Origin of the sequence: Sinorhizobium americanum (assembly GCF_001651855.1) — a bacterium.
Taxonomy (GTDB): Bacteria; Pseudomonadota; Alphaproteobacteria; order Rhizobiales; family Rhizobiaceae; genus Sinorhizobium; species Sinorhizobium americanum.
Genome location: NZ_LNQC01000077.1, coordinates 38,180 through 62,288, shown reverse-complemented (window position 1 = coordinate 62,288; position 24,109 = coordinate 38,180). Strand labels below are relative to the sequence as shown.

At 63.3% G+C, this 24,109-nt stretch carries 24 protein-coding genes; 7 read left to right on the top strand and 17 right to left on the bottom strand.

Features of this window, described 5'->3' with window-relative positions; genetic code table 11:
• Positions 1–11: 11 nt before the first annotated feature.
• Positions 12–566 (top strand): GNAT family N-acetyltransferase, encoded by a 555-nt coding sequence (locus tag ATC00_RS26030; protein ID WP_037377930.1) that lies wholly within the window; start codon positions 12–14, stop codon positions 564–566.
• A 178-nt stretch (positions 567–744) separates the two neighbouring features.
• On the opposite strand, the gene ATC00_RS26025 is transcribed toward ATC00_RS26030, so the two are convergent.
• From ATC00_RS26025 to ATC00_RS25980, 10 genes are all read right to left on the bottom strand, one after another.
• Complete coding sequence (locus tag ATC00_RS26025; RefSeq protein WP_064255001.1) at positions 745–1,827, bottom strand: DUF1513 domain-containing protein; 1,083 nt, start codon at positions 1,825–1,827, stop codon at positions 745–747.
• A gap of 236 nt (positions 1,828–2,063) precedes the next feature.
• Positions 2,064–3,053, bottom strand: coding sequence for a magnesium transporter CorA family protein (locus ATC00_RS26020; RefSeq protein ID WP_064255000.1), 990 nt, complete (start codon positions 3,051–3,053; stop codon positions 2,064–2,066).
• 305 nt (positions 3,054–3,358) lie between these two features.
• Positions 3,359–4,483 carry an imelysin family protein gene (locus ATC00_RS26015; protein ID WP_064254999.1) on the bottom strand — a complete coding sequence of 375 codons (1,125 nt, stop codon included), beginning with the start codon at positions 4,481–4,483 and terminating at the stop codon, positions 3,359–3,361.
• Positions 4,483–6,237, bottom strand: coding sequence for a di-heme oxidoreductase family protein (locus tag ATC00_RS26010; protein WP_082912567.1), 1,755 nt, complete (start codon positions 6,235–6,237; stop codon positions 4,483–4,485). Before ATC00_RS26010 ends, ATC00_RS26015 begins: the two co-directional genes overlap by 1 nt.
• Positions 6,238–6,285: 48 nt before the next feature.
• Positions 6,286–7,566 (bottom strand): imelysin family protein, encoded by a 1,281-nt coding sequence (locus tag ATC00_RS26005; RefSeq protein ID WP_064254997.1) that lies wholly within the window; start codon positions 7,564–7,566, stop codon positions 6,286–6,288.
• A 152-nt stretch (positions 7,567–7,718) separates the two neighbouring features.
• Positions 7,719–9,008: an RsmB/NOP family class I SAM-dependent RNA methyltransferase gene (locus ATC00_RS26000; protein WP_037377940.1), complete on the bottom strand. Its 1,290-nt coding sequence runs from the start codon at positions 9,006–9,008 to the stop codon at positions 7,719–7,721.
• A 127-nt stretch (positions 9,009–9,135) separates the two neighbouring features.
• Complete coding sequence (locus ATC00_RS25995) at positions 9,136–9,510, bottom strand: septal ring lytic transglycosylase RlpA family protein (protein ID WP_037377942.1); 375 nt, start codon at positions 9,508–9,510, stop codon at positions 9,136–9,138.
• Between the two features lie 462 nt (positions 9,511–9,972).
• The gene (locus ATC00_RS25990) at positions 9,973–10,845 is read right to left on the bottom strand and encodes an SDR family oxidoreductase (protein WP_037377944.1); all 873 of its coding nucleotides are present in this window, start codon (positions 10,843–10,845) and stop codon (positions 9,973–9,975) included.
• Complete coding sequence (gene queG, locus ATC00_RS25985) at positions 10,833–12,005, bottom strand: tRNA epoxyqueuosine(34) reductase QueG (RefSeq protein ID WP_082912578.1); 1,173 nt, start codon at positions 12,003–12,005, stop codon at positions 10,833–10,835. Before queG ends, ATC00_RS25990 begins: the two co-directional genes overlap by 13 nt.
• 10 nt (positions 12,006–12,015) lie before the next feature.
• Entirely contained in the window at positions 12,016–12,708 is a 693-nt protein-coding gene (locus ATC00_RS25980; RefSeq protein ID WP_037377948.1) for a glutathione S-transferase family protein, read from the bottom strand.
• A gap of 254 nt (positions 12,709–12,962) precedes the next feature.
• On the opposite strand from ATC00_RS25980, the gene ATC00_RS25975 reads away from it, so the two are divergent.
• The gene (locus ATC00_RS25975) at positions 12,963–13,769 is read left to right on the top strand and encodes an undecaprenyl-diphosphate phosphatase (protein WP_064254995.1); all 807 of its coding nucleotides are present in this window, start codon (positions 12,963–12,965) and stop codon (positions 13,767–13,769) included.
• Positions 13,770–13,881: 112 nt separating this feature from the next.
• Here the strand turns inward: ATC00_RS25975 and ATC00_RS33100 are convergent, their stop codons facing one another.
• The 7 genes from ATC00_RS33100 to dnaN all read right to left on the bottom strand — a co-directional run bounded on the left by ATC00_RS33100 (position 13,882) and on the right by dnaN (position 19,148).
• Positions 13,882–14,043, bottom strand: coding sequence for a hypothetical protein (locus ATC00_RS33100; RefSeq protein ID WP_012710132.1), 162 nt, complete (start codon positions 14,041–14,043; stop codon positions 13,882–13,884).
• Positions 14,044–14,282: 239 nt separating this feature from the next.
• Positions 14,283–15,263 carry a complex I NDUFA9 subunit family protein gene (locus ATC00_RS25970; RefSeq protein WP_037377954.1) on the bottom strand — a complete coding sequence of 327 codons (981 nt, stop codon included), beginning with the start codon at positions 15,261–15,263 and terminating at the stop codon, positions 14,283–14,285.
• 133 nt (positions 15,264–15,396) lie between these two features.
• Positions 15,397–15,684, bottom strand: a complete 288-nt coding sequence (locus ATC00_RS25965; protein WP_037378049.1) for a DUF1330 domain-containing protein — start codon at positions 15,682–15,684, stop codon at positions 15,397–15,399.
• 128 nt (positions 15,685–15,812) lie between these two features.
• On the bottom strand, positions 15,813–16,517 hold the full coding sequence (pyrF, locus tag ATC00_RS25960) for an orotidine-5'-phosphate decarboxylase (protein ID WP_064254994.1): 705 nt from the start codon (positions 16,515–16,517) through the stop codon (positions 15,813–15,815).
• 7 nt (positions 16,518–16,524) lie between these two features.
• Entirely contained in the window at positions 16,525–17,106 is a 582-nt protein-coding gene (locus tag ATC00_RS25955; RefSeq protein ID WP_064254993.1) for a histidine phosphatase family protein, read from the bottom strand.
• Positions 17,107–17,121: 15 nt separating this feature from the next.
• The gene (gene pmtA / locus ATC00_RS25950) at positions 17,122–17,724 is read right to left on the bottom strand and encodes a phospholipid N-methyltransferase PmtA (protein ID WP_064254992.1); all 603 of its coding nucleotides are present in this window, start codon (positions 17,722–17,724) and stop codon (positions 17,122–17,124) included.
• Between the two features lie 305 nt (positions 17,725–18,029).
• A complete protein-coding gene (gene dnaN / locus ATC00_RS25945) occupies positions 18,030–19,148 on the bottom strand; it encodes a DNA polymerase III subunit beta (protein WP_037377962.1) in 1,119 nt (372 codons plus the stop codon).
• A gap of 249 nt (positions 19,149–19,397) precedes the next feature.
• On the opposite strand from dnaN, the gene rsmI reads away from it, so the two are divergent.
• From rsmI to ugpE, 5 genes are all read left to right on the top strand, one after another.
• Positions 19,398–20,327 carry a 16S rRNA (cytidine(1402)-2'-O)-methyltransferase gene (gene rsmI, locus ATC00_RS25940; RefSeq protein ID WP_234782423.1) on the top strand — a complete coding sequence of 310 codons (930 nt, stop codon included), beginning with the start codon at positions 19,398–19,400 and terminating at the stop codon, positions 20,325–20,327.
• Positions 20,317–20,685, top strand: coding sequence for a YraN family protein (locus ATC00_RS25935; protein ID WP_037377965.1), 369 nt, complete (start codon positions 20,317–20,319; stop codon positions 20,683–20,685). Before rsmI ends, ATC00_RS25935 begins: the two co-directional genes overlap by 11 nt.
• A gap of 105 nt (positions 20,686–20,790) precedes the next feature.
• Entirely contained in the window at positions 20,791–22,089 is a 1,299-nt protein-coding gene (locus tag ATC00_RS25930; RefSeq protein ID WP_064254991.1) for an extracellular solute-binding protein, read from the top strand.
• Positions 22,090–22,214: 125 nt separating this feature from the next.
• Positions 22,215–23,135 carry an ABC transporter permease subunit gene (locus ATC00_RS25925; RefSeq protein ID WP_064254990.1) on the top strand — a complete coding sequence of 307 codons (921 nt, stop codon included), beginning with the start codon at positions 22,215–22,217 and terminating at the stop codon, positions 23,133–23,135.
• A gap of 10 nt (positions 23,136–23,145) precedes the next feature.
• Positions 23,146–23,988 carry a sn-glycerol-3-phosphate ABC transporter permease UgpE gene (ugpE, locus tag ATC00_RS25920; protein ID WP_064255112.1) on the top strand — a complete coding sequence of 281 codons (843 nt, stop codon included), beginning with the start codon at positions 23,146–23,148 and terminating at the stop codon, positions 23,986–23,988.
• The last annotated feature ends 121 nt before the right edge of the window (positions 23,989–24,109 follow it).

The window sequence follows — 24,109 nt, the reverse complement described above, 5'->3', positions numbered from 1 at the left end:
ATATCATCCGGATGAGGAACTTCAGGCGCATCGAGATCCGCCCGGCCCTACCGGATGACGTAATGATGATCGCATCGGTCCTGGTGAGCACCTGGCGCGCGACCTTTCGCGGCATCATTTCCGATGCCTATCTCGATGCAATGAAGGTCGAGGACCAGGCGATCGGTCACGCGCGGCGAATGCGAATCCCGGGCGCCTTCCTCCTGGTCGCCGTCGATCTCTCGGAAGATCGAGTGGTGGGTTTTGCGAATTACGGCCGGGCGCGGTCCATGCCGCCGGCCTTCGACCGGGAACTTTACGAGCTTTATCTTCTGCCGGAGTTCCATGGCGCGGGCATTGGTGCGGCGCTGGTGCGCACGGTCGCGGTCCACTGCCGGGAGCTGCAGGCCTCGTCGCTCTTCGCCTGGGTGCTCAAGGGCAATCCGAACCGGGCCTTCTACGAGCGGCTCGGCGCGCGGGCGGTGGGAGAGGGCCGGGTCAGCGTCGGCCGCGAGAGCCTCGAGCAGATCGCCTATCGCTGGGATGACCTGGCCAAGCTTTCCGGTGTCGGCAAGACCTCGGCCTGATCCATAACAAGGCCGCTCCCCAACCCCTCCCTACAGGTGGGAGGGGCTTAACCCTGCCGCGCCGATTTCCGCTCGGTCTCAACGCTTTCGACGAATGCCCTGCGGAATCTGGGCAGGCGGTCGCCGCGGCCGCGTAGCCCCTCCCACTTATAGGGAGGGGTCTCTTATTGATCTGGCGCTATCCCAGCCGGACGATGTGCTGGTCCCAGGCGACCGGGCTTCGACGATTCTTGAACCGGCCATCATAGGACGAGACGGCGAAGCCGGGTCTCGCGGTGGCAACGCCCGCCGCATCTAAGACCCGTTCCTCCTTCAAGACCACACCCGTTTTCGCATCGAGCGTCACGGCGACATTGCCTTTCGGCGACGTGAGCCCGACAAGTCCCTCGCGGCGGTTGATGGCGATGGCGCCGACATAATTGGCGAGGGCGGCGGTCGTGCGCTCGGGGAGGGGGACAAAACTCAGTTCCTCCCCCTTTTTGAAATGCCCGACCAGCGGCGGCAGATCGTCGCGTGCGCCCTCGTACTGGCAGGCGAACCAGATACTACCGTCGGGGCTGATATCGACGTGGCGGGTGGAAAGCTGCTTGAGCTCCGGCGGCAGGCCGTGTTTCTCGATGAGCGCGCCGGTCGCCGTATCGACCAGGACGAGGCTTGGTTCCATGTGGTCGAGGTTGAGCTTGGTGCGGCCGAAATCCGGATGGGTCTCGATGCCGCCATTGGCGATTGCGAGCGTCCGGCCGTCGGCGGTCAGCGTCATATCGTGTGGGCCGATGCCATAGGTCGGGAATTCATCGATGCGGGCAAAGCCGCGCGTACCGTCATAGACGCCGATCATGCCACGATTGGCGGAGAAATCGTTTTCCGTGGCGTAGAGCAGTCGCCCGTCGGCGGAGAAGCAGCCATGGCCGAAGAAATGGCGACCTTCGGCGGCGGTGATGACGACCGGCTCGGCTGTGCCGCCGGTCGCCAGGATCATAGCATAGGTCCCCGGCCGGCGCGCAAAGGCGACGGCGCGGCCGGTTGCCGGCGAGGAGGCCATGCCGTGGGCCCGCGCCGGCAGCAGCGTCCGCTCGACGATCTCTCCCTCCTCCGTCAGCGTCGCCACGCCATAGCTGCCATCCGGTGCCATGAAGGCCGAGGCGAAGACGGCGTCGGCCCGCTCGAGCGCGACGGCGCCGCGGGAGCCAAGCGTCGTCAGCCAGGCAGCGCCGGCCATTTTGACGAAGCTGCGTCGATTGATGAGGTTTTTGGTGCTCATGCGATTTCTCGCGTGGTCGACGACAGTGAACGTCTCTCGGCGGAGAGGCGATCCTGCGGCGCAACCCCTCTCCAACCCCTCCCCACAAGGGGGAGGGACTTACAATGCCGCGCCCGATTCGGCCGCTTCGAGCGGATCCGCGAGTTCGGATGTCGCAGATGGCGCTCGGCGGGCCGCGGCGGGCAAGCCCGTGCCCCTTGTGGGGAGGGGTTGGGGAGGGGTCTCGACTGCGTCATCTACAGCCAGCCCCTGCGCTTGAAATAGAGATACGGCAACAGCGCGGACATGACCATCAGCACCAGTGCATAGGGATAACCCAAGTTCCAGTGCAGTTCCGGTATCGCGTCGAAGTTCATGCCATAGACCGAGGCGACCAGTGTCGGCGGCAGGAACACGACGGAGGCGACCGAGAAGATCTTGATGATCTGGTTCTGCTCGAGATTGATCAGGCCGAGCGTCGCGTCGAGCAGGAAGTTGATCTTGTTCGACAGGAACAGCGCGTGGTCGCCGAGCGAGGCGGCGTCGCGCTGGATCAGCTTGATCCGCTGCCGGCTCTCCTTGGCGGCCTTGCGCGCAGTGCTGCCTTCCGCCGCGACGTGATAGGCGACGAGCCTGCCGATGCTGACCAGGCTTTCGCGGATGGTCGTCAGAAGGTCGCCCTTCTGACCGATCTGCTCGATCAGCGACTGCAGGTCGCGCGTCTTCTTGGTGGCGCTGGCATGCGACTTGCGGAAGATCTCGCGCGAGATCGCGTCGACCTCGTTGCCGGCACGTTCCAGCGCGTCGGCGATCCGGTCGATCATTGCCTCGATCAAACCCAGCATGACTAGTTCACCCGTCTCGCAGACGGCGCCGTTCGGCTTCTGAATGCGCGTTGCATAGAGCTGGAACGGCTTCGGGTCGGCGTGGCGGACCGTGACGAGCGTGGCGCCCTTCAGGACGAAGGTCACCGGCACCTTGGCGGGATAGTCGCTGTCGAGCTTGGCGGTCGCGGTCATGGTCATGAACTCCGCGCCGTCCTCCTGGTACAGCCGGTCGGACAACTCGATTTCCTGCATCTCGTCGCGGGTCGGAATGGCGATGCCGAGATGCTCCTCGACAAAACGCGTCTCATCGGCGGATGGATTGAAGAGGTCGAACCAGGTCACCGGCTCCTGAAAGACAGGACCGCTGACACGATCGACAAACACGAGGTGGCCGTTCTGGCTTGTGTAGATGCGCAGCATTCTGGGCTCCATGGGCGAGGTCATCGGACCGCCTGGAGCCCTGATCAATCAGGTCCGTGCGGCCGCAATGAAGACTCGACTTCGACTGTCGGGGTTCATCTTGGGTTGGTCCTTCGTGGGTGAAGCATGCCCGCGAGATGGGCATCGAATGCGCTTTGCTCCCATATTCGCGGCTTGTCAACCTGAGGCTTTTTCACGCTACTGTATGTTCCTTAAATCGTAGCCGATTTAAGGGCAAAACATGCAGTAATTCCAAGTGCTACAGCGTCCTTTGTGCGTCTGAAAGGACGCACGGCGCTGTAGTGTCAATCGCCGTCCGCGAAGGAAAACCCGGCCCCGAGCCCGATCGCGCCGCCGAAGTCGCGATTCAGCCGGTCGAGGAGGTCGGCGGCGTTGAGAGCGATGAAGTCGAGCCGGGAACGCTGCTTCTTGTCTGCGAGCGCTGCGTCGATGGGGCCTTCAACACGCTCGGCCGTGCCGATCAACGTCTTGAAGAGAAAATTCACCGAACCGGCGATCGAGCGGCTGTCGGCGGGAAGCAGGTTCTCCATGCCGGCAACGTTGAAGAGCGTCTGCAGGCCGCGGAGGTTGCCGGCAATCGACCTCATCGTATTGCCCGATCGCCAGTAGATGGCGAGCTTGGGGCGGCCCTCGTCCGTCTTGCCGTCGATCGCCCCGCCATAGAAGGGGCGCAGCCGCTGGTCCTTGATCATCTCGACGCTGTGCACGAGAACGCCGAGCAGTTCGGTTGCCGCTTCCTTGTTGTCGCGGAAGAGCGGATTGTCAGGGCTCGGCGACTTCCAGACGGGCTGGAGGCCATCGGGCTTCTCCCAGGCGGCGAGCAACTCGCCGGCAATCGTCGTCAGGTTCTGCGCTATCGCCGTTCCGTAACGGCAGCGAAAGTCACCTTCCGTGCCGGTCAGCGTCTCGGCTCCCGTGCCGTAAAGAACATATTCCAGCGCGCCGAGGCCCTGCACGGCGACGCTTTTCGTCTTGAGGCTGTCTGTCTTCGTCGCGCTCTCGTCGCGCTTGGCGAGAATGGCCTGGACCTGTTTCAGGCCGGTGCTCTTGCGATCCGGATAGAAGAGGAAGCGCTCGAACCTGTTCTGTTCGAGCGCCGGTCCGAGGCGGATGATTTCGATTGCTGACCATTTCTGCACGAGATCCGAGAAGGCCGATCGCGTTTCCTCCAGCGTCTCGGCGGACGGCGTCGCGCAAAGCGCGGCGCTTTTCTCGTCAAGTTCCGCCGTCGCCTGCGACAGATCGCGATAGCCGGGAATAATGAAACTATCGACCGCCTTTGCCATCACGCCGGGCAGGGCGGCTTCGTCGAGGACGCCCGGCGAAAGCGCATTGCCCTCCTGGGCCGCCGCGGGCGCGACGGCTGCAAGAAACAGCAAGCCGAGGGTCAGAGGAAGGCTCAGGCGCATCAGAGCGACTCCAGAAAGGAAAGCAGGGCGTGTCGGTCGTCCTTCGACATGGCGGCGAAGGCAGTGCGGGCATTTTCTGCCTCGCCGCCGTGCCAGAGGATGGCCTCGGTGAAATTGCGGGCACGCCCGTCGTGGAGCAGGAACGTGTGACCGCTGACCGTCTTCGTCAAGCCCAGCCCCCACAGCGGCGGTGTCCGCCATTCGCGACCGCTGGCAATTCCGACCTGCTGTCCGTCGGCGAGCCCGTCACCCATGTCGTGCAGCAGGAAGTCGGAATAGGGCCAGATTAACTGGAATGCCAGCTCCTTGTGCGGCGCATCGCGCCGGGTGACGTATTTCGGCGTGTGGCAGGCCGGGCAACCCGCTTCATAGAAGAGCTGTTTGCCCTGCAGCGTTTGCGGAAAGCTCGCCTTGCGCCGGGCTGGCACCGCGAGATTGGCGGAATAGAAGGTGACGAGGCCGAGCACCGGGTCGGGCGCCTCGACCGGTCCGAGCCGCGCCTGCACGCCGGTCGGAAGCTCCAGGCAAACGTCTTGCGCCCCGGTGCAGTCGCCATGGCCGCTGTCGAAGGCCGGCGTTGAAATGCCGATGTCGACCGCAAAGGCGTCTGCGGCCTGTTGGCGAATGGTCGGGTTCTGGGCTTTCCAGCCGAAGCGGCCGAGCGCGATCGCGCCACTATCCCGATCCCGGACGAGTGCCGGCCGTCCGCTGATTTTGTCACCGTCCCGGTCGTCCGGGTCGGCTTTCACAAGGAGGTCTGCCTCGTGGATCATCTCGATGAGGCCGAGCCCGATCATCGGCGGCGCGACGCGCGGCGACACGGACGTCATCGGGTCCATCGGGCCATAGCCGAGATCGGTGATTGCGTAATGCGGCTTGCGGAGATGGACGATCTCGCCATCCGCAAGCGGCACAGCTTCTTCGCGGTAGCTGACCTTGAGACGGCCTTCGGCAGCAAGCCCCGGCACGGCGCTGTCCTGCAGCTGTGCGCCATAGACGGGATCCGGGAAATTGAGCGCCCGGTGAGCCGCGATCATGCGCCGTTCGGCTTCGTCGCGCGGCGGACGGGCGAGACGGTAGACCGTCGACGTCGCATCCGCTCCCTCCGGCGGGCGGCCCCGGCCGTCGCGCGGATGGCAGCTTTCGCAGGCGCGCGCGTTGTAAAGAGGTCCGAGTCCGTCAGAAGCCTGCGTCGAGGAGGGGGCCGAGACCCAGAGCTTTTCGAACAGCGCCTTGCCGAGCTTGAAATTCTGCTCTTCCTTGAAGGGCAGATTGGCGGAGAATTGCTGGAAGACCTTCCTCTCGATCGGCGCAATCGTCGTCGTGGCGCCCGCCGACATCGCCTCGAACTGTTCGGCTTTGGAAAAATCGGATGTAGGCCGGGTGACGGTTTCGACGCGCTCGAGATCATGCTCGGAAAGGTCGTCGCGTGCAGGCAGGCACCCCCCTCTGCCCTGCCGGGCATCTCCCCCGCAAGGGGGGAGATCGGCAAGCCGTGACGTCCCGCTCAACGAATTCGGCTGCGCGTTTACTGTTGAGTTCGACGGGTTCGATATTTGTGCGCTGATGGGGCAGGGCTTTGCCTCTGACCAATCTCCCTCCTTGTGGGGGAGATGCCCGGCAGGGCAGAGGGGGGTATCACCCTTCACCCCGACGGCAGGGCCGAGACCATCGCCTGTAGCCCAAGCCGCGGCGGCAGCGCCGATAAGCGCGGCGAGCGGCAACGCGAGGAAGCGGGCAGTCAGGATTTTCATCGGGCAAGAGCCGGGCCACACCTCGTCGGGGCGGCCCGCCTTTTCAGCTCATTGGAAAACCGCGTTAGGATTATCCAGGCTGTCCGAACCTTCAAGCTCGATCGTGCCGAGGTCGAGCGCGGCGATGACCCGTTCGACGGTCTTGGCCTGGGCAATCAGCCCGTCGATGGCGGCCTGGACGGTCGCATTACCTTCCGTATTGTTTTCGCCGATCATCTGGTCATAGGCCTCGCCCGTCTCGGCGCGCTTGGCCATCGCCTGCATCTTCTCGACCGTTGTCGCGAGATTGGTCGTCATCTCCTTGTCGAGCGCGGCGTCCTTCGCGGCGACGAGCTCGGAAAGCGACGGGCCGGTGAGCTTCGTGCCGTCGATCCGGGTGTATTCGCCCGTATAGGCGGACTGGATGCCGATCGCGTCATGCAGATGCGAATTGTGTGTGTTGTCCGAGAAGCAATCATGCTCCTCTTCCGGATCGTGCAGCAGCAGGCCGAGCTTCATGCGCTCGCCGGCAAGTTCCCCATAGGAGAGCGAGCCCATGCCGGTGAGGATTGCCGCGAGGCCAGCCTTGGGGTCGGCTTCCACCGCCTTGGCCGCGGCACCTTCCGGAGCCCAGTTGGCGACCATTTCCTTGAGGTCGGAGACGAGCAGGTCGGTCGCCGCCTTCAGGTAGGCGGCGCGACGATCGCAATTGCCGTTGGTGCAGGCCTTGGTGTCGAAATCGGTAAAGGCGCGCTTGCCGGCCCCCGGGCCGGTGCCGTTCAGATCCTGGCCCCAGAGCAGGAATTCGATGGCGTGGTAGCCGGTCGCGACATTCGCCTCGATGCCGCCTGCTTCCTGCAGCGTGCCGGCCAGGAATTCCGGCGTGATGTTCGTCGTGTCGGCGTCCTTGCCGTCGATCTTGATCGTCCTGTTGGCGACGACATTGGCGGTGAACAGCGCGTTCTCGTCGCTCTCGGTGCCGTAGCTCGGATCGACATAGTCGATCAGGCCTTCATCGAGCGGCCAGGCATTCACCTTGCCTTCCCATTCGTCGACGATCGCATTGCCGAAGCGGTAGACCTCGGTCTCCTGGTAGGGGTTGCGCGCCTTGAGCCAGGCCTCGCGCGCCGCCTTCAGAGTCTCTTCGCTGGGGCTGGCGATCAACGCATCGACGGCCTTGTCGAGCGCTTCGGCGGTGGTCAGCGCGTCCTCATATTTGGCGTACGCGATCGCCGCATAATGTTTGACGACGGCCGCTGCGTCGGTCGCGGCGCTGGCCGGCTGCAGGGCCAGCACGGACGTGGCCGTCATGAGTGCCAGCGCGGCGGCGCGGATGAAATTCTTGGTCATGACCCTCTCCTTGGCTTCTTAAAGGCCGGTCGAGCAAAGCGGCTCGGGGCCAATAAGGCGCCAATGTCATGAACCAAAAGCAAACTTGTGTCAAAGTGTATAGTTTAGAACATTTTCAAATTTGCGACTTCCCCTGGCGGAGGAAATCAATGCTAGTCTTTCCTACCCATCAGGCAGAAGAAAAAGCCGTCGGTTCCGGTCGAGGCGGGCGTCAGGGTGACGGTCTTCATGTCGGCCGACCAGGGCTGCGGCTTGTCGGTGCCGAACAGGCTTGCCCATGTTTCGGCGGCCGAGAGGATCTCGAACTCCGGATTGTCCTCGCAGAAGCCGTAGACCTGCGCTTCGTTTTCTTCCGGAAGCACCGAGCAGGTCACATAGATCAGGTGACCGCCGGGACGGACGAACTGGGCGGCGCCGGCAAGCGCCTCCTCCTGCTGGGCCAGTCGCTCCTCGAGGTTCTTCTGCGTCAGACGCCACTTGGTGTCTGGCCGGCGCCGCCAGGTTCCGGTGCCCGTGCATGGCGCGTCGACGAGCACCCGGTCGCAGCGGCCAGCGAGCGCCGCAAGTGAATCCGCCGACTCATGCACCTGCACATTGCGGGTACCGGCGCGCTTCAGCCGCTCGATGATCGGCGCCAGCCGTTTGCGATCGGTGTCATAGGCGTGCACCTGGCCCTTGTTGTTCATCGCGGCCGAGATGGCGAGCGTCTTGCCGCCGCCGCCGGCGCAGTAGTCGAGCACCTGCTCACCCTCGCGCGGAACGACCAGGTCGGCGACGATCTGCGAGCCCTCGTCCTGAACCTCGAACCAGCCCTTCTGGAACGAGATTTCGGCGGTGACGTGCGGCAGGCGCGCGGCGCCTTCGCCGGCGGGGATGCGGATGCCCTGGCGGGCAATCGCCGCCGGTTCGGCGCCGCTGCGCTCCAATGCCTTCAGGACCTTGTCGCGGCTTGCCTTCAGCGTGTTGACGCGAAGGTCGAGCGTCGGCCGGCCGGCGAGCGCCCTGGCTTCGTCGAGCCAGTCGTCGGAGAAGTTTTCCTCGAAAGAGGCTTGCGTCCACTCAGGGATATCGCCTTGCACATGGAGCGGCGCGTGTTCGATATGGCGCTCGCGGAACGCCTTCATCATCTCTGCCGAGGGTGCCTGCGGAGCGAACTTGTCGTCGGAGAGTTCCGCCGCGAGCCTATCGGGCGTGAAGCCCCATTGGCGGTACATGACCGCGTGGCCAAGGGCGGCCGGGCTGTCGCTATCCATCAGATAGGCATGGGACAGCTTCATCCGTAGTGCGTCATAGACGATGTTGCCGATGGCGGCGCGGTCGCCCGATCCGGCAAAACGATGCGAGAGGCCCCAATCCTTGAGCGCGTCAGCGACCGGGCGCTTGCGCTTCTCGATATCGTCAAGAACGTCTATGGCTCCAGCGAGCCGTCCGCCCAATCGCATCTTCGATCAACTCCTTTTTCGCCGTGGTAGCGGCGATGGCACCGAAGAGCAAGTGAGCGGTCGCATTATGTGCGGGTGCGATCGCCCCGCGGAACAGACCGTCCGATCTCAAGCCGACGGTGAGTGGTCAGGAGTTGACGACCTGGTAACAGATGCTGGCAGTGCCCGAGCGGATCATGCCGATCTGCGAGGCGGCCGCCTTGGAAAGATCGATGACCCGGCCGCGAATGAAGGGACCACGGTCATTGATCCGCACGACGACGGACTTGCCGTTTCGCTTGTTGGTGACCTGGACCTTGGTGCCGAATTTCAGGCTTCGATGCGCGGCCGTCAGGCGCGCGGCGTTCATCCGTTCGCCGGAAGCGGTTTTCGAGGTTAGGGCATACCAGGAGGCGCCACCGCAACCCGTTCCCTTTGCCTGGCTGTCGGATGCCGAGACGAGACCCATCCCGGCGGCGAATAGCGCTGCAGCGGCAGCAGTCTTGATTTTCGCGGGCTTCAAGCGGCGACCCCTTCGGATTGAATGTTCGACTAGTTCCCTTGCAGTTCGAGCTAATTAGGGCGAAACATGGCAAAAACGTGCTTCAACCGTTAACCGTTGATTAGGATTTATTGAAAAATGCTATGATTTTAAAACGGAGAGCCGTTTTAATTGCTTTAGAATGACCCAAGAAGTTCTTTTGAATCAGCGCCTAAACGTTTTTTGCGGGTTTTGGTTCCAGGCAACTGTCCGGCCGACGTAAAAAATCATTTAAAATTTCGATTCGCGTGAATTTCGACGAATTTCCCTCATCAAAATACGCAGCTATCTCTTAGGTTGCGGACCGTGGCGAAGTATAGGTTGAAATATGGCAGTATGAGGCAGTCAAGGTGAGTCGTCCGAATCTATTACTTTCGGATGATCTCACAACATGCTTTCGGCGGTGGGAGATATTCTGATCGAAGTATCGTAGAGGTGGATTTACTATCCACGCCAGGTCCCGCTTGCCCATAGCTGTGCAAGCGAAACGCGATAATTCGGATAGGCGAAGTCGAAGCCGGTCGCGCGCAGACGCGCATTGGAAACGCGTTTGTTCTCACCATAGAAGGAGCGCGCCATCGGCGACATCTCCGCGCTCTCAAAGGGAATCTCCGGCGGCGGCTCGACGCCCATCAGCCGGGCGGCTTGGGCCACCACTTCCTGCGGTGGTCCCGGCTCGTCGTCGGTGACGTTGAAGATCCCGCCCATGCCGCGTCCGGCAAGGAACGCGGCCGCCGCGCCGATATCCTCGACGCGGATGCGATTGAAGACCTGGTTCGCCTTGACGACGCGGCGCGCCGTGCCTTCGGCGAGATTGCGGAAGGCGTTGCGGCCCGGTCCGTAGATGCCGGCAAGCCGAAGCACGGCGACGGGAATGCCTCGCCTAGCGCCATAGTCCAACCAGGCGTTTTCCGCCTCGACCCGTTCCTTCGAGCGCTGCGAAACCGGCTTTATCGGCGTTTCCTCGCTGACCCAGCCGCCGCCATGGTCGCCATAGACGCCGACGGTCGAGAGATAGCCGACCCAACGGAGTCGCGGCATGAGGTCGTCGAGTGGCGGCGTGGCCGAGCGGAACATCGGGTCGCCTTCGCGTCCCGGCGCGATCGATTGGATGAGGTGGGTCGTCTTGCCCATCGCCTCGGCGAGCCCCGGGGAAATGTCGCCGCCGTCGAACAGCAGCGGCTCGATGCCGGCCGCCTGGAGCGCCGTCAGCTTGTCCGGCGAGCGGGTCGTTCCCGCGACCGACTGTGCGGCTGGCGCCAGCGCCTTGGCGATCGCCGTGCCGGAATAGCCGGCACCAAGTATCAGGACATGCATCGGCTCACTCCCGCCATTTGCCATTCCGAAAGCACCTCGTCATCCGTTTCCTGCCCGCACTCCATGGCAAAGGCGGCGAGCTCGTCAGCTGCCATCAGCCGGGAAAGCGCCCAGACGGCCATCGCCCGGACCGTCGGGGAGGCATCACGCGCCAATGCCTTGCAGGCGGGCACCAACCTCTCTTCACCGGAATTGCCGGCGGCGATCAAGACATTTCTGACGAAGCGGTCGCGGCCGATGCGTTTCACCGGGGAGCCGGAAAACAGGCTGCGGAAGGCGGCATCGTCGAGCGTCAGCAGGGCGGTGAGCTCCGGTTCCCTAAGGTCCTCCCTGGCTTTGAGCTTCATCTCCGAGGCCGAGCGGGCGAACTTGTTCCATGGACAGACGGCCAGGCAATCGTCGCAGCCATAGATGCGGTTGCCGATCAGCGGCCGCAATTCGGAGTCGATCGGCCCCTTGTGCTCGATCGTCAGATAGGAGATGCAGCGCCGTGCATCGATCTGGTAGGGCGCCGGGAAGGCCCGGGTCGGACAGGCGTCGAGGCAGGCCCGGCAGGAGCCGCAATGGTCGCGCTCAAGATCATCGATGTCGAGATCGGCGGTCGTGAACAGGCTGCCGAGAAACAGCCAGGAGCCGAATTCGCGGCTGACGAGATTGGTGTGCTTGCCCTGCCAGCCGAGTCCGGCCTTTTCCGCCAGTGGCTTCTCCATGACCGGCGCGGTGTCGACGAAGACCTTCACATCCTCGCCGGCGCGTGCCGCAAAGCGCGTGGCGATCTCCTTCAACCGCCCCTTGACGACGTCGTGATAGTCGCGGTTCTGCGCATAGACGGAGATCGCGCCGCGATCGCGCTTGGCGAGGATCTCCAGCGGATCGGTGTCGGGGCCGTAGTTCATCCCGAAGAGGACGATCGAGCGGACCTCGCCCCACAGCACGCGCGGATCGGCACGCCGCTCCGCCGTCTCGGACAGCCACTCCATCGTGCCGTGGCAGCCGGCGGCCAGGAATTGCCGGAGCCGCGCCGGCGCCTGCGGTATGGCATCCGGCCGGGTGATCCGACAGAGCTCGAAACCCTTGGCCGCGGCTTCCTCCTTCAGGAAGGCGGTGAGCGTCCGGCGTTTCCTGCCCTGGTTCTCCGCCTTTGCAGCGTCGCCGGGCACCATCGTGTCCTTAGAAATCGAGGTCCGCATAATGGGAAACGGGGGTAACGCCGCGCACCCGCTCGGCGAGCAGCGGGCGGAAGGACGGCCGGGATTTGAGCCGCTGGTACCATTCCTTGGCGGTTGGCGCGTCGGACCAGTCGATTTCGCCGAGATAGTCGAGGACGGAGACCGCCGCGGCCGCCGCGAGATCGGCGTAGGAAATCCGGTCGCCGGCAAGCCACGGGCGCGAACCGGCCAACCAGGAGAGATACTTCATATGCTGGCGGATATTGCTACGCGAGGTCCGGAGAATCTTCGAGTCCGGCGCGCCGCCGCCCTGGTCGGGCGTCATCTGCAGCTTGTAGATGCGCTCGCGCACCAGCGGCCGGGTCACGTCGGCCTCCATCTTCTGCAGGAACCATTCGCTGAGCCGGCGGATTTCGGCGCGCTGAAACGGATCCTCCGCCAAAAGCCGGCGATCGCGCTTCATGATGCCGCTGGTCTCGTCGAGATATTCCGAGATGATCGTCGCGCCGCAGAGCGCCCGCATGCTGTCGTCCACATAGACCGGCAGGGTGCCGGCCGGGTTGAGCGCCAGGAAGTCGCGCCGGTTCTCCCAGGGCTGTTCTTCGCTCAATTCCGTCTGATAGCCATATTCTGAGAGAATAAGGCGTACGAACCGCGAGGCGGAGGACATGGGGTGGTGATACAGTGTCGGCATCGATGATCAGATTGCAGTTGTTTTCGGGGATCTGCAGCGCCGTGCGTCTTTTCAGACGCACAAAGGACGCTGTAGCACTTTGAATCGCTGCATGTTTCCTTAAATCGGCTCGATTGAAGGAAACATGCAGTGGGCATCGCGGCATATGCAACTGGCCACGGCTTCATACAACGAGCTATAGGTAGTTGCGGTGGCAAACACAAGAGAATCGACTTTCTCCTCCCAAATCCCAGAATATCAGGAAACGTTCATATATGGCCGATCAATCGATCATCAGCGCGCTCGTGCTCGGGCTCATCGAAGGGTTGACGGAGTTCATTCCCGTCTCGTCGACGGCGCATGTCCTTCTCGCCGGTCACTTTCTCGGCTTCAAGTCGCCCGGAAACACCTTCGCCGTGCTCATCCAGCTCGGCGCCATCCTTGCCATTCTGCTCGTCTATTTCCAGAAGCTGCTGTCGATCGCGCTGGCGCTCCCGACGAGCGTCAAGGCGCGGCGCTTCGTTCTCTCGGTGCTCGTCGCCTTCCTGCCGGCGGCCTTGATCGGCGCCGCGGCGCATGACTTCATCAAGACGGTGCTGTTCGAGACGCCGATGCTGATCTGCGTCGTGCTGATCGTCGGCGGCGTGATCCTCTATGTGATCGATCAGCTCCCCTTGAAGCCGCGCTACACCGACGTCTTCGATTACCCCCCGTCGCTGGCGCTGAAGATCGGCCTCTTCCAGTGCCTTGCCATGATCCCGGGGACGTCACGCTCAGGAGCCACGATCGCCGGCGCGCTTCTGATGGGAACCGACAAGCGATCGGCTGCCGAGTTTTCCTTCTTCCTCGCCATGCCGACCATGGTCGGCGCCTTCACCCTCGATCTCTACAAGAACCGCGACGCGCTCTCCTTCGACGACATCAGCTTGATCGCCGTCGGCTTCATCGCCGCCTTTGTCGCGGGCATCTTCGTCGTCCGCTCGCTGCTCGATTTCGTCTCGCAGCGCGGCTTCACGCCTTTCGCGATCTGGCGCATTGTTGTCGGCACCGCAGGCCTGATGGGCCTCTGGCTGCTGGGGTAGGTTGAGCCCGGAAAAACATAAGCCGCATGCGTCTCTTGCGAGACGCATGCGGCCCCTGGCCCCCGCCAATAAACTCAAGATGTCTGCCTCAAGGCCGAGGCAGTTGACCGGCTTACCAGCCGGAAGCGCCGATCGACGCCGTCGTGCACGGATCGACGCCATAGGCCGGCGTGCAACCCTTGCTGCTGCTCGCCACAGTGCCCGGTGCGATGAATGAGCCAGCCAGAATGATCAGTGCCGCAGACGCAAAAAAGATTGCGATCGACTTGCCCATGGGACGTTATGCCTTTCGACTATGATGTTGTCACCGCCTGCGCTCGCCGCGCCGTGGGTGCGAGCGGTGTTTATTCGCCGAGCGTGTCATGATCAATATCAGGACATGCTGAATCTGCGGTAAACACCATTCCGGTTTTCGACTGCGGCAGAACTGCAACGCTGTTGCGCCAGCGCCACAAGCAAAAGCCGCCGGCGGGACCGGCGGCTGGGATCAGACAACAACGCCCGCGGCGGCGATCAGGCGGCGCGACCGCCGCGCGTGTACTGCCCCTGCGGGCGAAAACGCACCAGATAGGTCGGCAGGATCGAATCCAGCAAAGTCGGCTCGATGCCGATGCCGGCAAGCGTCCGGCCTTCCGCTTCGGCGGTCGGAGAAACGACATTGTCGGATTTCAGCAACACCACCTGGTCGGCGGTGATCGGCGGCGCGATGAAGGGCACGAGCGATGCGACGCTGCCGAGCAGCGATGCGACGCCGAAGGGGATCGAGACGAAGGAGCGCTTGCGATCGATCGTGTTGAGCATGATCTCGAGACATTCGCGGAACGACAGGACCTGGGCGCCGCCGAGTTCGTAGATCGTCCCGTCCTTGAGCTTCCCGTCGACGGAGCGGGCGACGGCTTCGGCGACATCCGTCACATAGACCGGCTGGAACTTCGTCTGGCCGCCGCCGATCAGCGGCAGGACCGGCGCGAAACGCGCCATGTTGGCGAATTTGTTGAAGAAATCATCCTCGGGTCCGAAGATGATCGACGGCCGCAGAATGACCGCCTCTGGCACCGTTTCGAGGATGGCGATCTCGGCCCGGCCCTTGGTGCGGGCGTATTGGGATTCGGAATTCGTGTTCGCGCCAATCGCCGAAATATGCGTCAACTTTGCACCGGCCGCGCGGGCGGCTTCTGCGACGGCCCGGGCGCCGAAGTCCTGTACCGCGTCAAATGTGTTGCGGCCGCGCTCGAAGAGCACGCCGACGCAATTGATCACGTGGTCGGCCCCCTCGACGGCGCGGTCGACGGACCGGCGATAGCGCAGATTGGCTTGGACGAAGGAAATCTGGCCCATGGTGCCGAGCGGCTGGAGATGGCCTGCGAGATCCGGCCGGCGCACCGCGACGCGGATGCGATAGCCTCGCTTTGCAAGCGCGCGAACCACATGACGGCCGACAAATCCGGATCCGCCGAAAATCGTCACCAGCGGCGGAAGGTTGGACAAGGTCATGGGAAGCGCACTCCTGAGGTCGTTGGCAAGAATGGATTGCTACATAGCCGAAGCAGCGGGCAAGGTGAAGGCCATTCCGCTCAGGCTCGCGCGCCTTCCGTCCGCTGCCCGCGGCAGGACTCCCAGCTAATCCTCAGACGCCCTCAACCACCACCATCTCGGCGTCGGCGACCTCCTGGCGGATGGCCGCGGCGATCTGATATTCCGGGGAATTATAGCAGTCGATGGCGGCCTGCACCGAAGGGAATTCGATCACCACGTTGCGGGCACGGACGGCGCCCTCCAGCCGGTGGAACTCGCCGCCGCGCGCGAGGAAGGTCGCACCATATTTCTCGAAGGCGGGTTTTGCGGCCGCCACATAGTCCTTGTAGCGTTCCGGGTCTCTGATATCGACCCGAGCAATCCAGTATCCCTTGGCCATGATGAGCTCCTCGTCTTTTCCGAAAAGTACAGACGGGATCGTTACTTCCGGCAATTCCTGGTCGAGGTCAAGCGCGCCGGCAGACGAGAAGTCGAAAAGCCGAAGCCGGTTGCCTCTTGGCGACGGAATCAACCGGAGAGAGCGCTCTCCATCTCCGCGAGGATGGCACGGCCCGCAGCCAGCGGATCGGCCGCCTTGACGATCGGCCGGCCGACGACGAGATGGCTGGAGCCTGCGCGGATCGCCTCGGCCGGCGTCATCACCCGCTTCTGGTCGCCTTTTTCCGCACCGGCGGGACGAATGCCGGGCGTCACCACCGCCATCTCCGCACCGATGACGCGGCGGACGGCAGCGGCCTCTTCCGCCGAGCAGACGATGCCGCCCATGCCGGCGGCGCGCGCCTGTTCGGCACGGCGTAGCACCAGGCTATGCGGATCGGTTCCGTAGCCGGCATCGACGACGTCCTGCGCGTCCATCGAGGTCAGCACCGTGACGCCGAGCAGGCAGAGGCCGGAGCCCTTTGCAGCGTCGACGGCCGCCTTCATCGCCTTCGGATAGGCGTGCAGCGTCAGCATCGACATGCCCATCCTGGCGATATTCTCGACGCCCTTCGCCACCGTGTTGTCGATGTCGAGCAGCTTCATGTCGAGAAAGATCTTCTTGCCGCCGCCGGCGAGATCACGGGCGAAATCCAGGCCGCCGGCGAAGGCCAGCTGGTAGCCGATCTTGTAAAAGACAACGTCGTCCCCAAGCGTCGAGACGATCCTCTCCGCCTCGGCGGTCGTCGGGATATCGAGGCCGACGATCAGCCGGTCGCGCGCGCTTGTGCTCATGTCGAGACTACCCTTGCCAGAACTCCATCGGCGTCCAGTCGCATGTGACGGCGCGATCCGCAAGGCGGAAGGCAAAGAGATTGCCGCCGCCCGGCAGCTGGTCGGCGCTGCGCGCGATCGCCGTCCCGGTCATTCGGCACTTGAGCAGCGTGCCGACGCCGCCATGGCCGACGAAGGCGATCGGGACGGCCGGATCGTGGCGGTCAAGGATGTAGAACACCGCCTTCACGATCCGCGCCTGGGCGTCGATGGCGCGTTCCCAGCCCCTGAAACTCTTGTCCGGATGGGCGAAGAACCGGTCGGCTGCCCTCTCGAAATCCTCGGGCGGCAGGAAGCCCGTCGAAGAGCGGTCGTTCTCGCCGGTTTCCTCGTCGGTCTCGACCGGGACGCCGGCGGCCTCGGCAAGGATCGCTGCGGTTTCCAGCGCCTTCCGTTCCCCGCTGGAGACGATGCGGCCCAGCAGCCGGACCCAAGGTTGTTCGGAGGTCAGGCGCGCCCGTTCCCGCCCGAGATCGGACAGGCCCCATTCCGGCACCGGGACAGCAGGATCGATCCGGATCTGCGGGTGCGTGAGGTAGACGCCGAACACGGGCGAGCCGGCCGTCTAATGGGCTTTGCTGTAGACCCAGAGCTGTGCCGGCGGGATGTTGCGCACGACGAAATCATAATGCTGGATGCGATAACGATCCGGCATGGCGACGACCGGCGACATCGGCCCGTAGGAGATCTGAACCACCGGGCGCCCGAAGGGAATGCGCGCGAGCAGATCGTCGATCAACTCGACACGACGGTGCATCGGAAAATTCAGGAGCGGTACGGCGGAGACGACGCTGTCGAACTGCTGGCCGTTCAGCGCGCCGAGCGTGCGCGAAAGGTCGAAGGCATCGCCATTGATGAAGTGCACGCCGGCGAAGTCCGCCTTCAACTGGTTGAAGAATTCCGTCGAGTATTCGATCGATACCAGCTTCTCAGGGGAGATGCCGCGCTCGAGGATCGCCTTGGTGATCACGCCCGTCCCCGGGCCGAGCTCGAGCACCGGCAGGCCGGAGCGCGGGTTGACAACGCTTGCCATGCGCCGCGCCGTCACTGCGGATGTCGGCAGGATCGCACCGACCGCGCGGGTGTTGCTCATCCAGCCCTTGAAGAAGCGAATCTCTTCGTCGAACTTCTGACCGAACTTTTCCTTCACCTTCAGGCGCAGACTCATCGAATCCCCTCGGCTTCATTGTTCCCATGGCTTTGCGCGCGGTACCGCGATTCGGCGGCCGCGCGTAAGCGTCTGCTCATAATGTGCTCCCATCTGCGGCGAAAACAAGTCGGTCCGCGTCTGAAAGCGACACTTTATCAACAAGCAGCGACAGTCCCGCCAATGAAAAACCCGCCAGCGGCAGCATGGCGGTTCAATCCGCTAGAGCTCCGCCGCCTGTCTCCCTAAAATCGCAGCCGAATTGGGAAGGCAAACGTGCTGGAGCGACCTCCGTGCGTCCGATCGAGACTTACTGCGCTTCAGTCTTAGACGCGCATCGGCATCAGCACGTAGAGCGCGTCGTCCGCGGCGAGATCGCGCACCAAGGTCGGCGAGCCGGGATCCGCCAGCATAAAGACCGCCTCATTGCCGGTAAGCTGGGCAGTGATGTCGAGAAGATATTTGGCATTGAAGCCGATTTCGAGCGGATCGCTCTCATAACCGACCGGCAATTCTTCCGTTGCGCTGCCGGAATCCGGATTGTTCACGGTCAGCGTCATCTGGCCGTCGGAGAGCGCCAGCTTGACGGCCCGGCCGCGTTCGGAGGAGATCGTCGAGACGCGGTCGACGGCCTGTGCGAAGGACTGGCAGTCGACGCGCAGTTCCTTGTCGTTGCCTGCCGGGATCACCCGCTGATAGTCCGGGAACGTCCCGTCGATCAGCTTCGACGTCATGACGATCGAGCCGATCGTCAGGCGGATCTTCGCGTCCGAGACCTCGACCGTGACCACCACGTCAGGAGTGTCGAGCAGTTTTTGCAATTCGCTGACGGTCTTGCGCGGAATGATGATGCCGGGCATGCCCTCGGAGCCGGCCGGCGCCTCGATGTCGGCGCGGGCGAGGCGATGGCCGTCGGTCGCCACCGCCCGCAGCTTGAGCTCGCCCTTGTTCTCCACCGTGTGGAAGAAGATGCCGTTGAGGTAGTAGCGCGTTTCCTCCGTCGAGATCGCAAACTGCGTCCTGTCGATCAGCATCTTCAGATCCGTCGCCTTGGCGCGGAAGGAATGCGAGAAGCTGCCGGCCGTGAGATCCGGGAAGTCCGATTGCGGCAGGCATTGCAGCGAGAACTTGGAGCGGCCCGAGGCGACGGTCATCGCCGTGCCCTCGGCATTGGTGGCGAGCAGCACCTCGGAACCGTCCGGCAGCTTGCGAACGATGTCATAGAGCAGATGCGCCGGAACGGTGGTGGCGCCGGCCTGTTCCACCTGCGCCGGCGTTGCCTCGGTGATCTCCAGGTCGAGGTCGGTCGCCTTCATTTCGAGGCTGGCGCCGTCGGAGCGCAACAGCACGTTCGAGAGGATCGGGATCGTGTTGCGCCGTTCGACCACGCGGTGGACATGGTTCAGCGATTTCAAAAGATTGGACCGCTCGAGAGTAATGCGCATGGGATGCTACCGCTTTCAACCATTGCCGGACGGGGCGCGCCTGCCGCGGCGTCAAACTGCGTGTGTCCCGGCCGGCCGGCCGGAGCGATGTGGACGGGCAAAATGGCAGAAAAATCGCCGCGAAAGCAAGCGGTTTCGCTGGCTTTTCCCAAATGCAGCAGCCGGCCGGCCTAACCGGTCTTGCCCTGCGCTGGCCGCTCACTCATAAAGGGCCAAACCGGCAAGCCGGGCATAAGCGGGAACAGGGTGTTGGAAAAGCAGCAATCGGCCGGGGCGGCGGAGAAGGAAAGACAACGCAGCTTTCGCCTGCACAATGCAAGCGTTCCGGCGCGCCCCCTGGGGCCGGCGCTCTATCTGGTGGCGACGCCGATCGGCAACCTCGCCGACATTACCCTGAGAGCGCTGGAGACGATTGCCGGCGCCGATCTGCTCGCCTGCGAGGACACGCGGGTGACGCGCGTGCTGCTCGACCGCTACGGCATCGTCAATCGGCCGGTTCCCTATCATGAGCACAACGCCGCCGAGGCCGGGCCGCGGCTGCTTGCGGCGCTCGCCGAAGGGAAATCGGTGGCGCTTGTCTCCGATGCCGGCACGCCGCTCGTCTCCGATCCCGGCTACCGGCTGGCGCAACTCGCCATCGACGCCGGCCACAAGGTTATTCCCGTTCCCGGTCCGTCGGCGCCGCTCGCGGCCCTCGTCGGGTCGGGCCTTCCAAGCGACGCCTTCCTGTTTGCCGGTTTTCTGCCGACCAAGGACAAGGCGAAGCGCGACCGGCTCAGGGAATTTGCCAATGTGCCGTCGACGCTCCTTTTCTTCGAGTCGCCGCACCGCATCGCCGCCACCGTCGCCGCCGCCGCCGAAGTTTTCGGCGAGGAACGGAAGGCCGCCGTCTGCCGCGAACTGACCAAGGCTTTCGAGGAGTTCCGCCGCGGCACGCTCGGCGAGCTCAAGGCCCTTTATGACCAAGGCGCGAGCGTCAAGGGCGAGATCGTTCTGGTGATCGGTCCCCCGGACGCAAAGCCCGCGCCGGAGGCCGCGGATGTGGACGCGCTGCTGAAGGCGCTCGTCCGCGACATGCCGACGGGCAAGGCCGCGACGGAGGCGGCGCGCCGGACCGGACTGCCGCGCAAGGAGCTTTACGATCGACTCCTCCGCCTGAAGGAAAGTCATGAAGGCTGAGCGCCCGGCCGCCCGCAAGCTCAAGGCCCTGAAGCGCGGCCATCTCGCCGAATACCGTGCCGCGCTCTGCCTTGTGCTCAAGGGCTACCGGATCGTCGCCATGCGCTATCGCACCAAGCTCGGCGAGATCGACATCATCGCCCGACGCGGCGACCTGATCGCCTGCGTCGAAGTGAAGGCACGGGCGAGCTTCGATGGAGCCGTCTTCGCCGTCTCCGACACGGCGCAGCGGCGCATCAGGGCGGCAAGTGATATCTGGCTGTCGCGCCAGGCGGATTTTCACCGCCTCTCGGTCCGCTACGACATCATCGCCGTCATGCCTTGGCGCTGGCCGCGGCACCTGCGGGACGCGTTTTGATCGAATGATCAAAAATGTAATCGATCCGACATAAAAGCATTACCGGCCTGTCATCGAAGGTCACTAGTCCACTGCCACCGCAACCACGGTGGAGAGGGACCAGCCATGCTCAAAACGATTTCGCTTGCAGCCATTGCACTCGCATTTTCCACGACGACGTCGCTTGCCGCGACCAACATCACCTGGTGGCACGGCATGGCCGGCCGCAACGGCGAGGTGATCAACGAGGTCGCCCAGAAATTCAACGCATCCCAGAGCGCCTGCGCGCTGACCCCGGTCAGCAAGGGCACCTACGAGGAAGCACTCGCCTCCGGCATCGCCGCCTTCCGCGCCGGCGAACAGCCGAACATTCTGCAGGTCTTCGATGCCGGTGCCGCCACCATCATCAACGCCAAGGGCGCCGTCATTCCGGCCGAGGACCTGATCACCAAGGCCGGCTACAGCTTCGATCGCAATGCCTTCATCGACGGCGTGCGCTATTTCTACGCCGACAGCGAAGGCAAGTTCGTCGGCATGCCGTTCAATTCCTCGGCGCCGATCATGTATATCAACGACGAGGCCCTGAAGAAGGCCGGCGTCGAGGCGCCGAAGACCTGGGAAGAGTTCGAGGTGATCGCTCCGAAGCTGAAAGACGCCGGCTTCATTCCGCTCGTCCAGTCGCAGCTCACCTGGCAGTTCACCGAGAATTTCTTCTCGCGCAACAACATCCAGTTCGCCACCAACAACAACGGCTACGACAGCGTCGTTGACACCAAGCTCAAGGTGACCGACCCGAATCTCGAAATGATGTTCGAGAAGCTGAAGGCCTGGAAGGACCAGGGCTACTTCGCTTTCTACGGTGCCGGCTGGAACGACAACCAGAAGGTCTTCGAAGAAGGCAAGGCAGCCCTTTGGATCGGCTCCTCCGGCTCCTTCGGCGGCCTGCAGAAGACGGCGACGATGCCCTTCTCGGCGACCTTCCTGCCCTATTGGAACGCGATCAAGGGCGCCGGCACCAACTCCTTCATCGGCGGCGCCGCACTCTTTGCCATGTCCGGCAAGTCGGACGCGGAAAACAAGTGCGTGGCCGATTTCTTCCAGTTCCTGACCTCGCCGGAAGTCCAGTACTTCTATCACAAGGCCACCGGCTACGTTGCGATCACCAAGGCGGCCCATGAGCTCGCCCAGAAGGACGGCTACTACAAGGAAAAGCCGGTCGCCGAAGTCGGCATCAAGCAGCTCCTGCTGCCGGCCGGCGAATGGTCGAAGGGTTACCGCCTCGGCTTCTATCCGCAGATCCGCGAGATCATGGAGCGCGAATACGGGCGCATCTTCTCCGGCGAAGCGACCGTGAAGGATGCGCTTGAGGCGATCGAGAAGGAAGGCAACGAACTGCTTGCCCGTTTCGCCAAGACCGCAGGCTGATTGCGATGAGCGAGGCGAGCCCCTCACCCTGGCCCTCTCCCCGCGCGCGGGGAGAGGGGAATGCTGCCGACAATGGAGCGTCCCTTCTCCCCGCAATGGCGGGGAGAAGGTGGCCGGCAGGCCGGATGAGGGGCCGCTTCAAAGATCAAGGACGGCAGGCAGCCGCCAAGCGCGTGCAATTCGCCTCGCCTTTCCTGCCCTATCTCTTTCTCGCGCCGCAGCTCGCGATCATCTTCGTGTTCTTCTACTGGCCGTCTGTCCAGGCGATCCAGTCTTCCTTCTACCTCGAGGATCCGTTCGGTTTCGGCTCGACCTTCGTGGGGCTGACGAACTATGCCGACGTCCTGAAGTCGACTGAGTATTTCGGTATCGCGCGGTTCACGGCCATCTTTACCGCTCTCGTCACCTTCTTCGCGCTAGCAATCGGGCTGCTGCTCGCCGTCAAGGCGGACGGCGTCATCCGCGGCAATGCGGCCTACAAGACGCTGCTCATCTGGGTCTATGCGATCGCCCCGCCTGTCGCCGGCCTGATCGGCATGATGTTCTTCAACCAGCATATCGGCCCGCTCGTCGAATTCGCCCGCTGGTTCGGTTGGGACATCAAGGTCGGGCTCGATTATTTCGACACGGCTTTCGCGATGATCGTCGTCGCGGTCTGGAAGCAGATCCCCTACAACTTCATCTTCTTCCTCTCGGGACTTCAGGGCATTCCGGTTTCCGTGCGCGAGGCGGCGGCGATCGACTGCCGCTCGGAGCTGCGCCGGTTTTGGACGATCATCCTGCCGTTGCTGGCGCCGACCGCTTTCTTCCTGCTGATCATCAACGTCACCTATGCGCTGTTCGACACGTTCGGCATCATCGACGTGATGGTGAAGGATAAGGCCGCCAACAACCCGATCACGCTCGTCTACAAGGTCTATATGGACGGGTTCCGCGGCAACGATCTCGGCGGCTCCTCGGCGCAATCGGTGATCCTGATGCTCATCGTCCTGGTGCTCACCGTCTTCCAGTTCCGCTTCATCGAGCGGCGCGTACACTACAATTGAGGTGATGCCGATGCATCGCACCCGGTTCTTCGATCATGTCATTCTCCTGATCGGCGTCTTCATCATGGTGGCGCCCGTCGTCGTCGCCTTCATGACCTCGACGCACGAGGCTGCCGACATCCACCGCAACGGTCTCAGTCTCACCTGGGGCGGCCATTTCGCCGAGACCTATGAGACGGTTTTGACCCGCGAGGGCGGCTTCACCGGCAAGGTCACCGGCTTCAACATGATGCTGAACTCGATGATCCTCGGCCTCGGCTTTGCGGTCGGCAAGATCGTGCTCTCGATGCTGGCGGCCTATGCGATCGTCTATTTCCGCTTTCCGCTGGCGAGCTTGTTCTTCTGGGTGATCTTCACGACACTGCTCCTGCCGCTCGAGGTCCGCATCCTGCCCTCCTACGAGGTGATGAATGCCCTGAAGCTGACGAACACCTATACCGGGCTGATCGTGCCGCTTCTCGCTTCGGCGACAGGGACTTTCTATTTCCGACAATTCTTCAAATCGGTGCCGGACGAATTGCTCGAGGCGGCGCGGATCGACGGCGCGGGACCGTTCAAGTTCTTCATCGACGTGCTGGTGCCGCTGTCGCGCACCATGATGGCGGCGATCTTCATCATCATGTTCGTCTACGGCTGGAACCAGTATCTCTGGCCGACGCTGATGACGACGGACGAGGGCTTCTTCACGCTGGTACGCGGCATCAAGCAGATCCTGCTCGTCTGGGTCGGCTCCAACATCCCCGATTACAACGAGGCCTTTGCACTGGCGATCCTCGCCATGCTGCCGCCGGTGATGATCGTCGTCATCTTCCAGCGCTGGTTCATCAAGGGACTTACGGAAAGCGACAAATAAAGCATTTCCAGGCGAAGTGTGTGCGGTTCGCCGTCCGGAAATGCGCGGAAGCAAAAAAGTGGAACGAGAGAAGGGGCGAAGTGGTTTGCCCTTCACCGCTCCGAAATCCCAAACGGAGGCA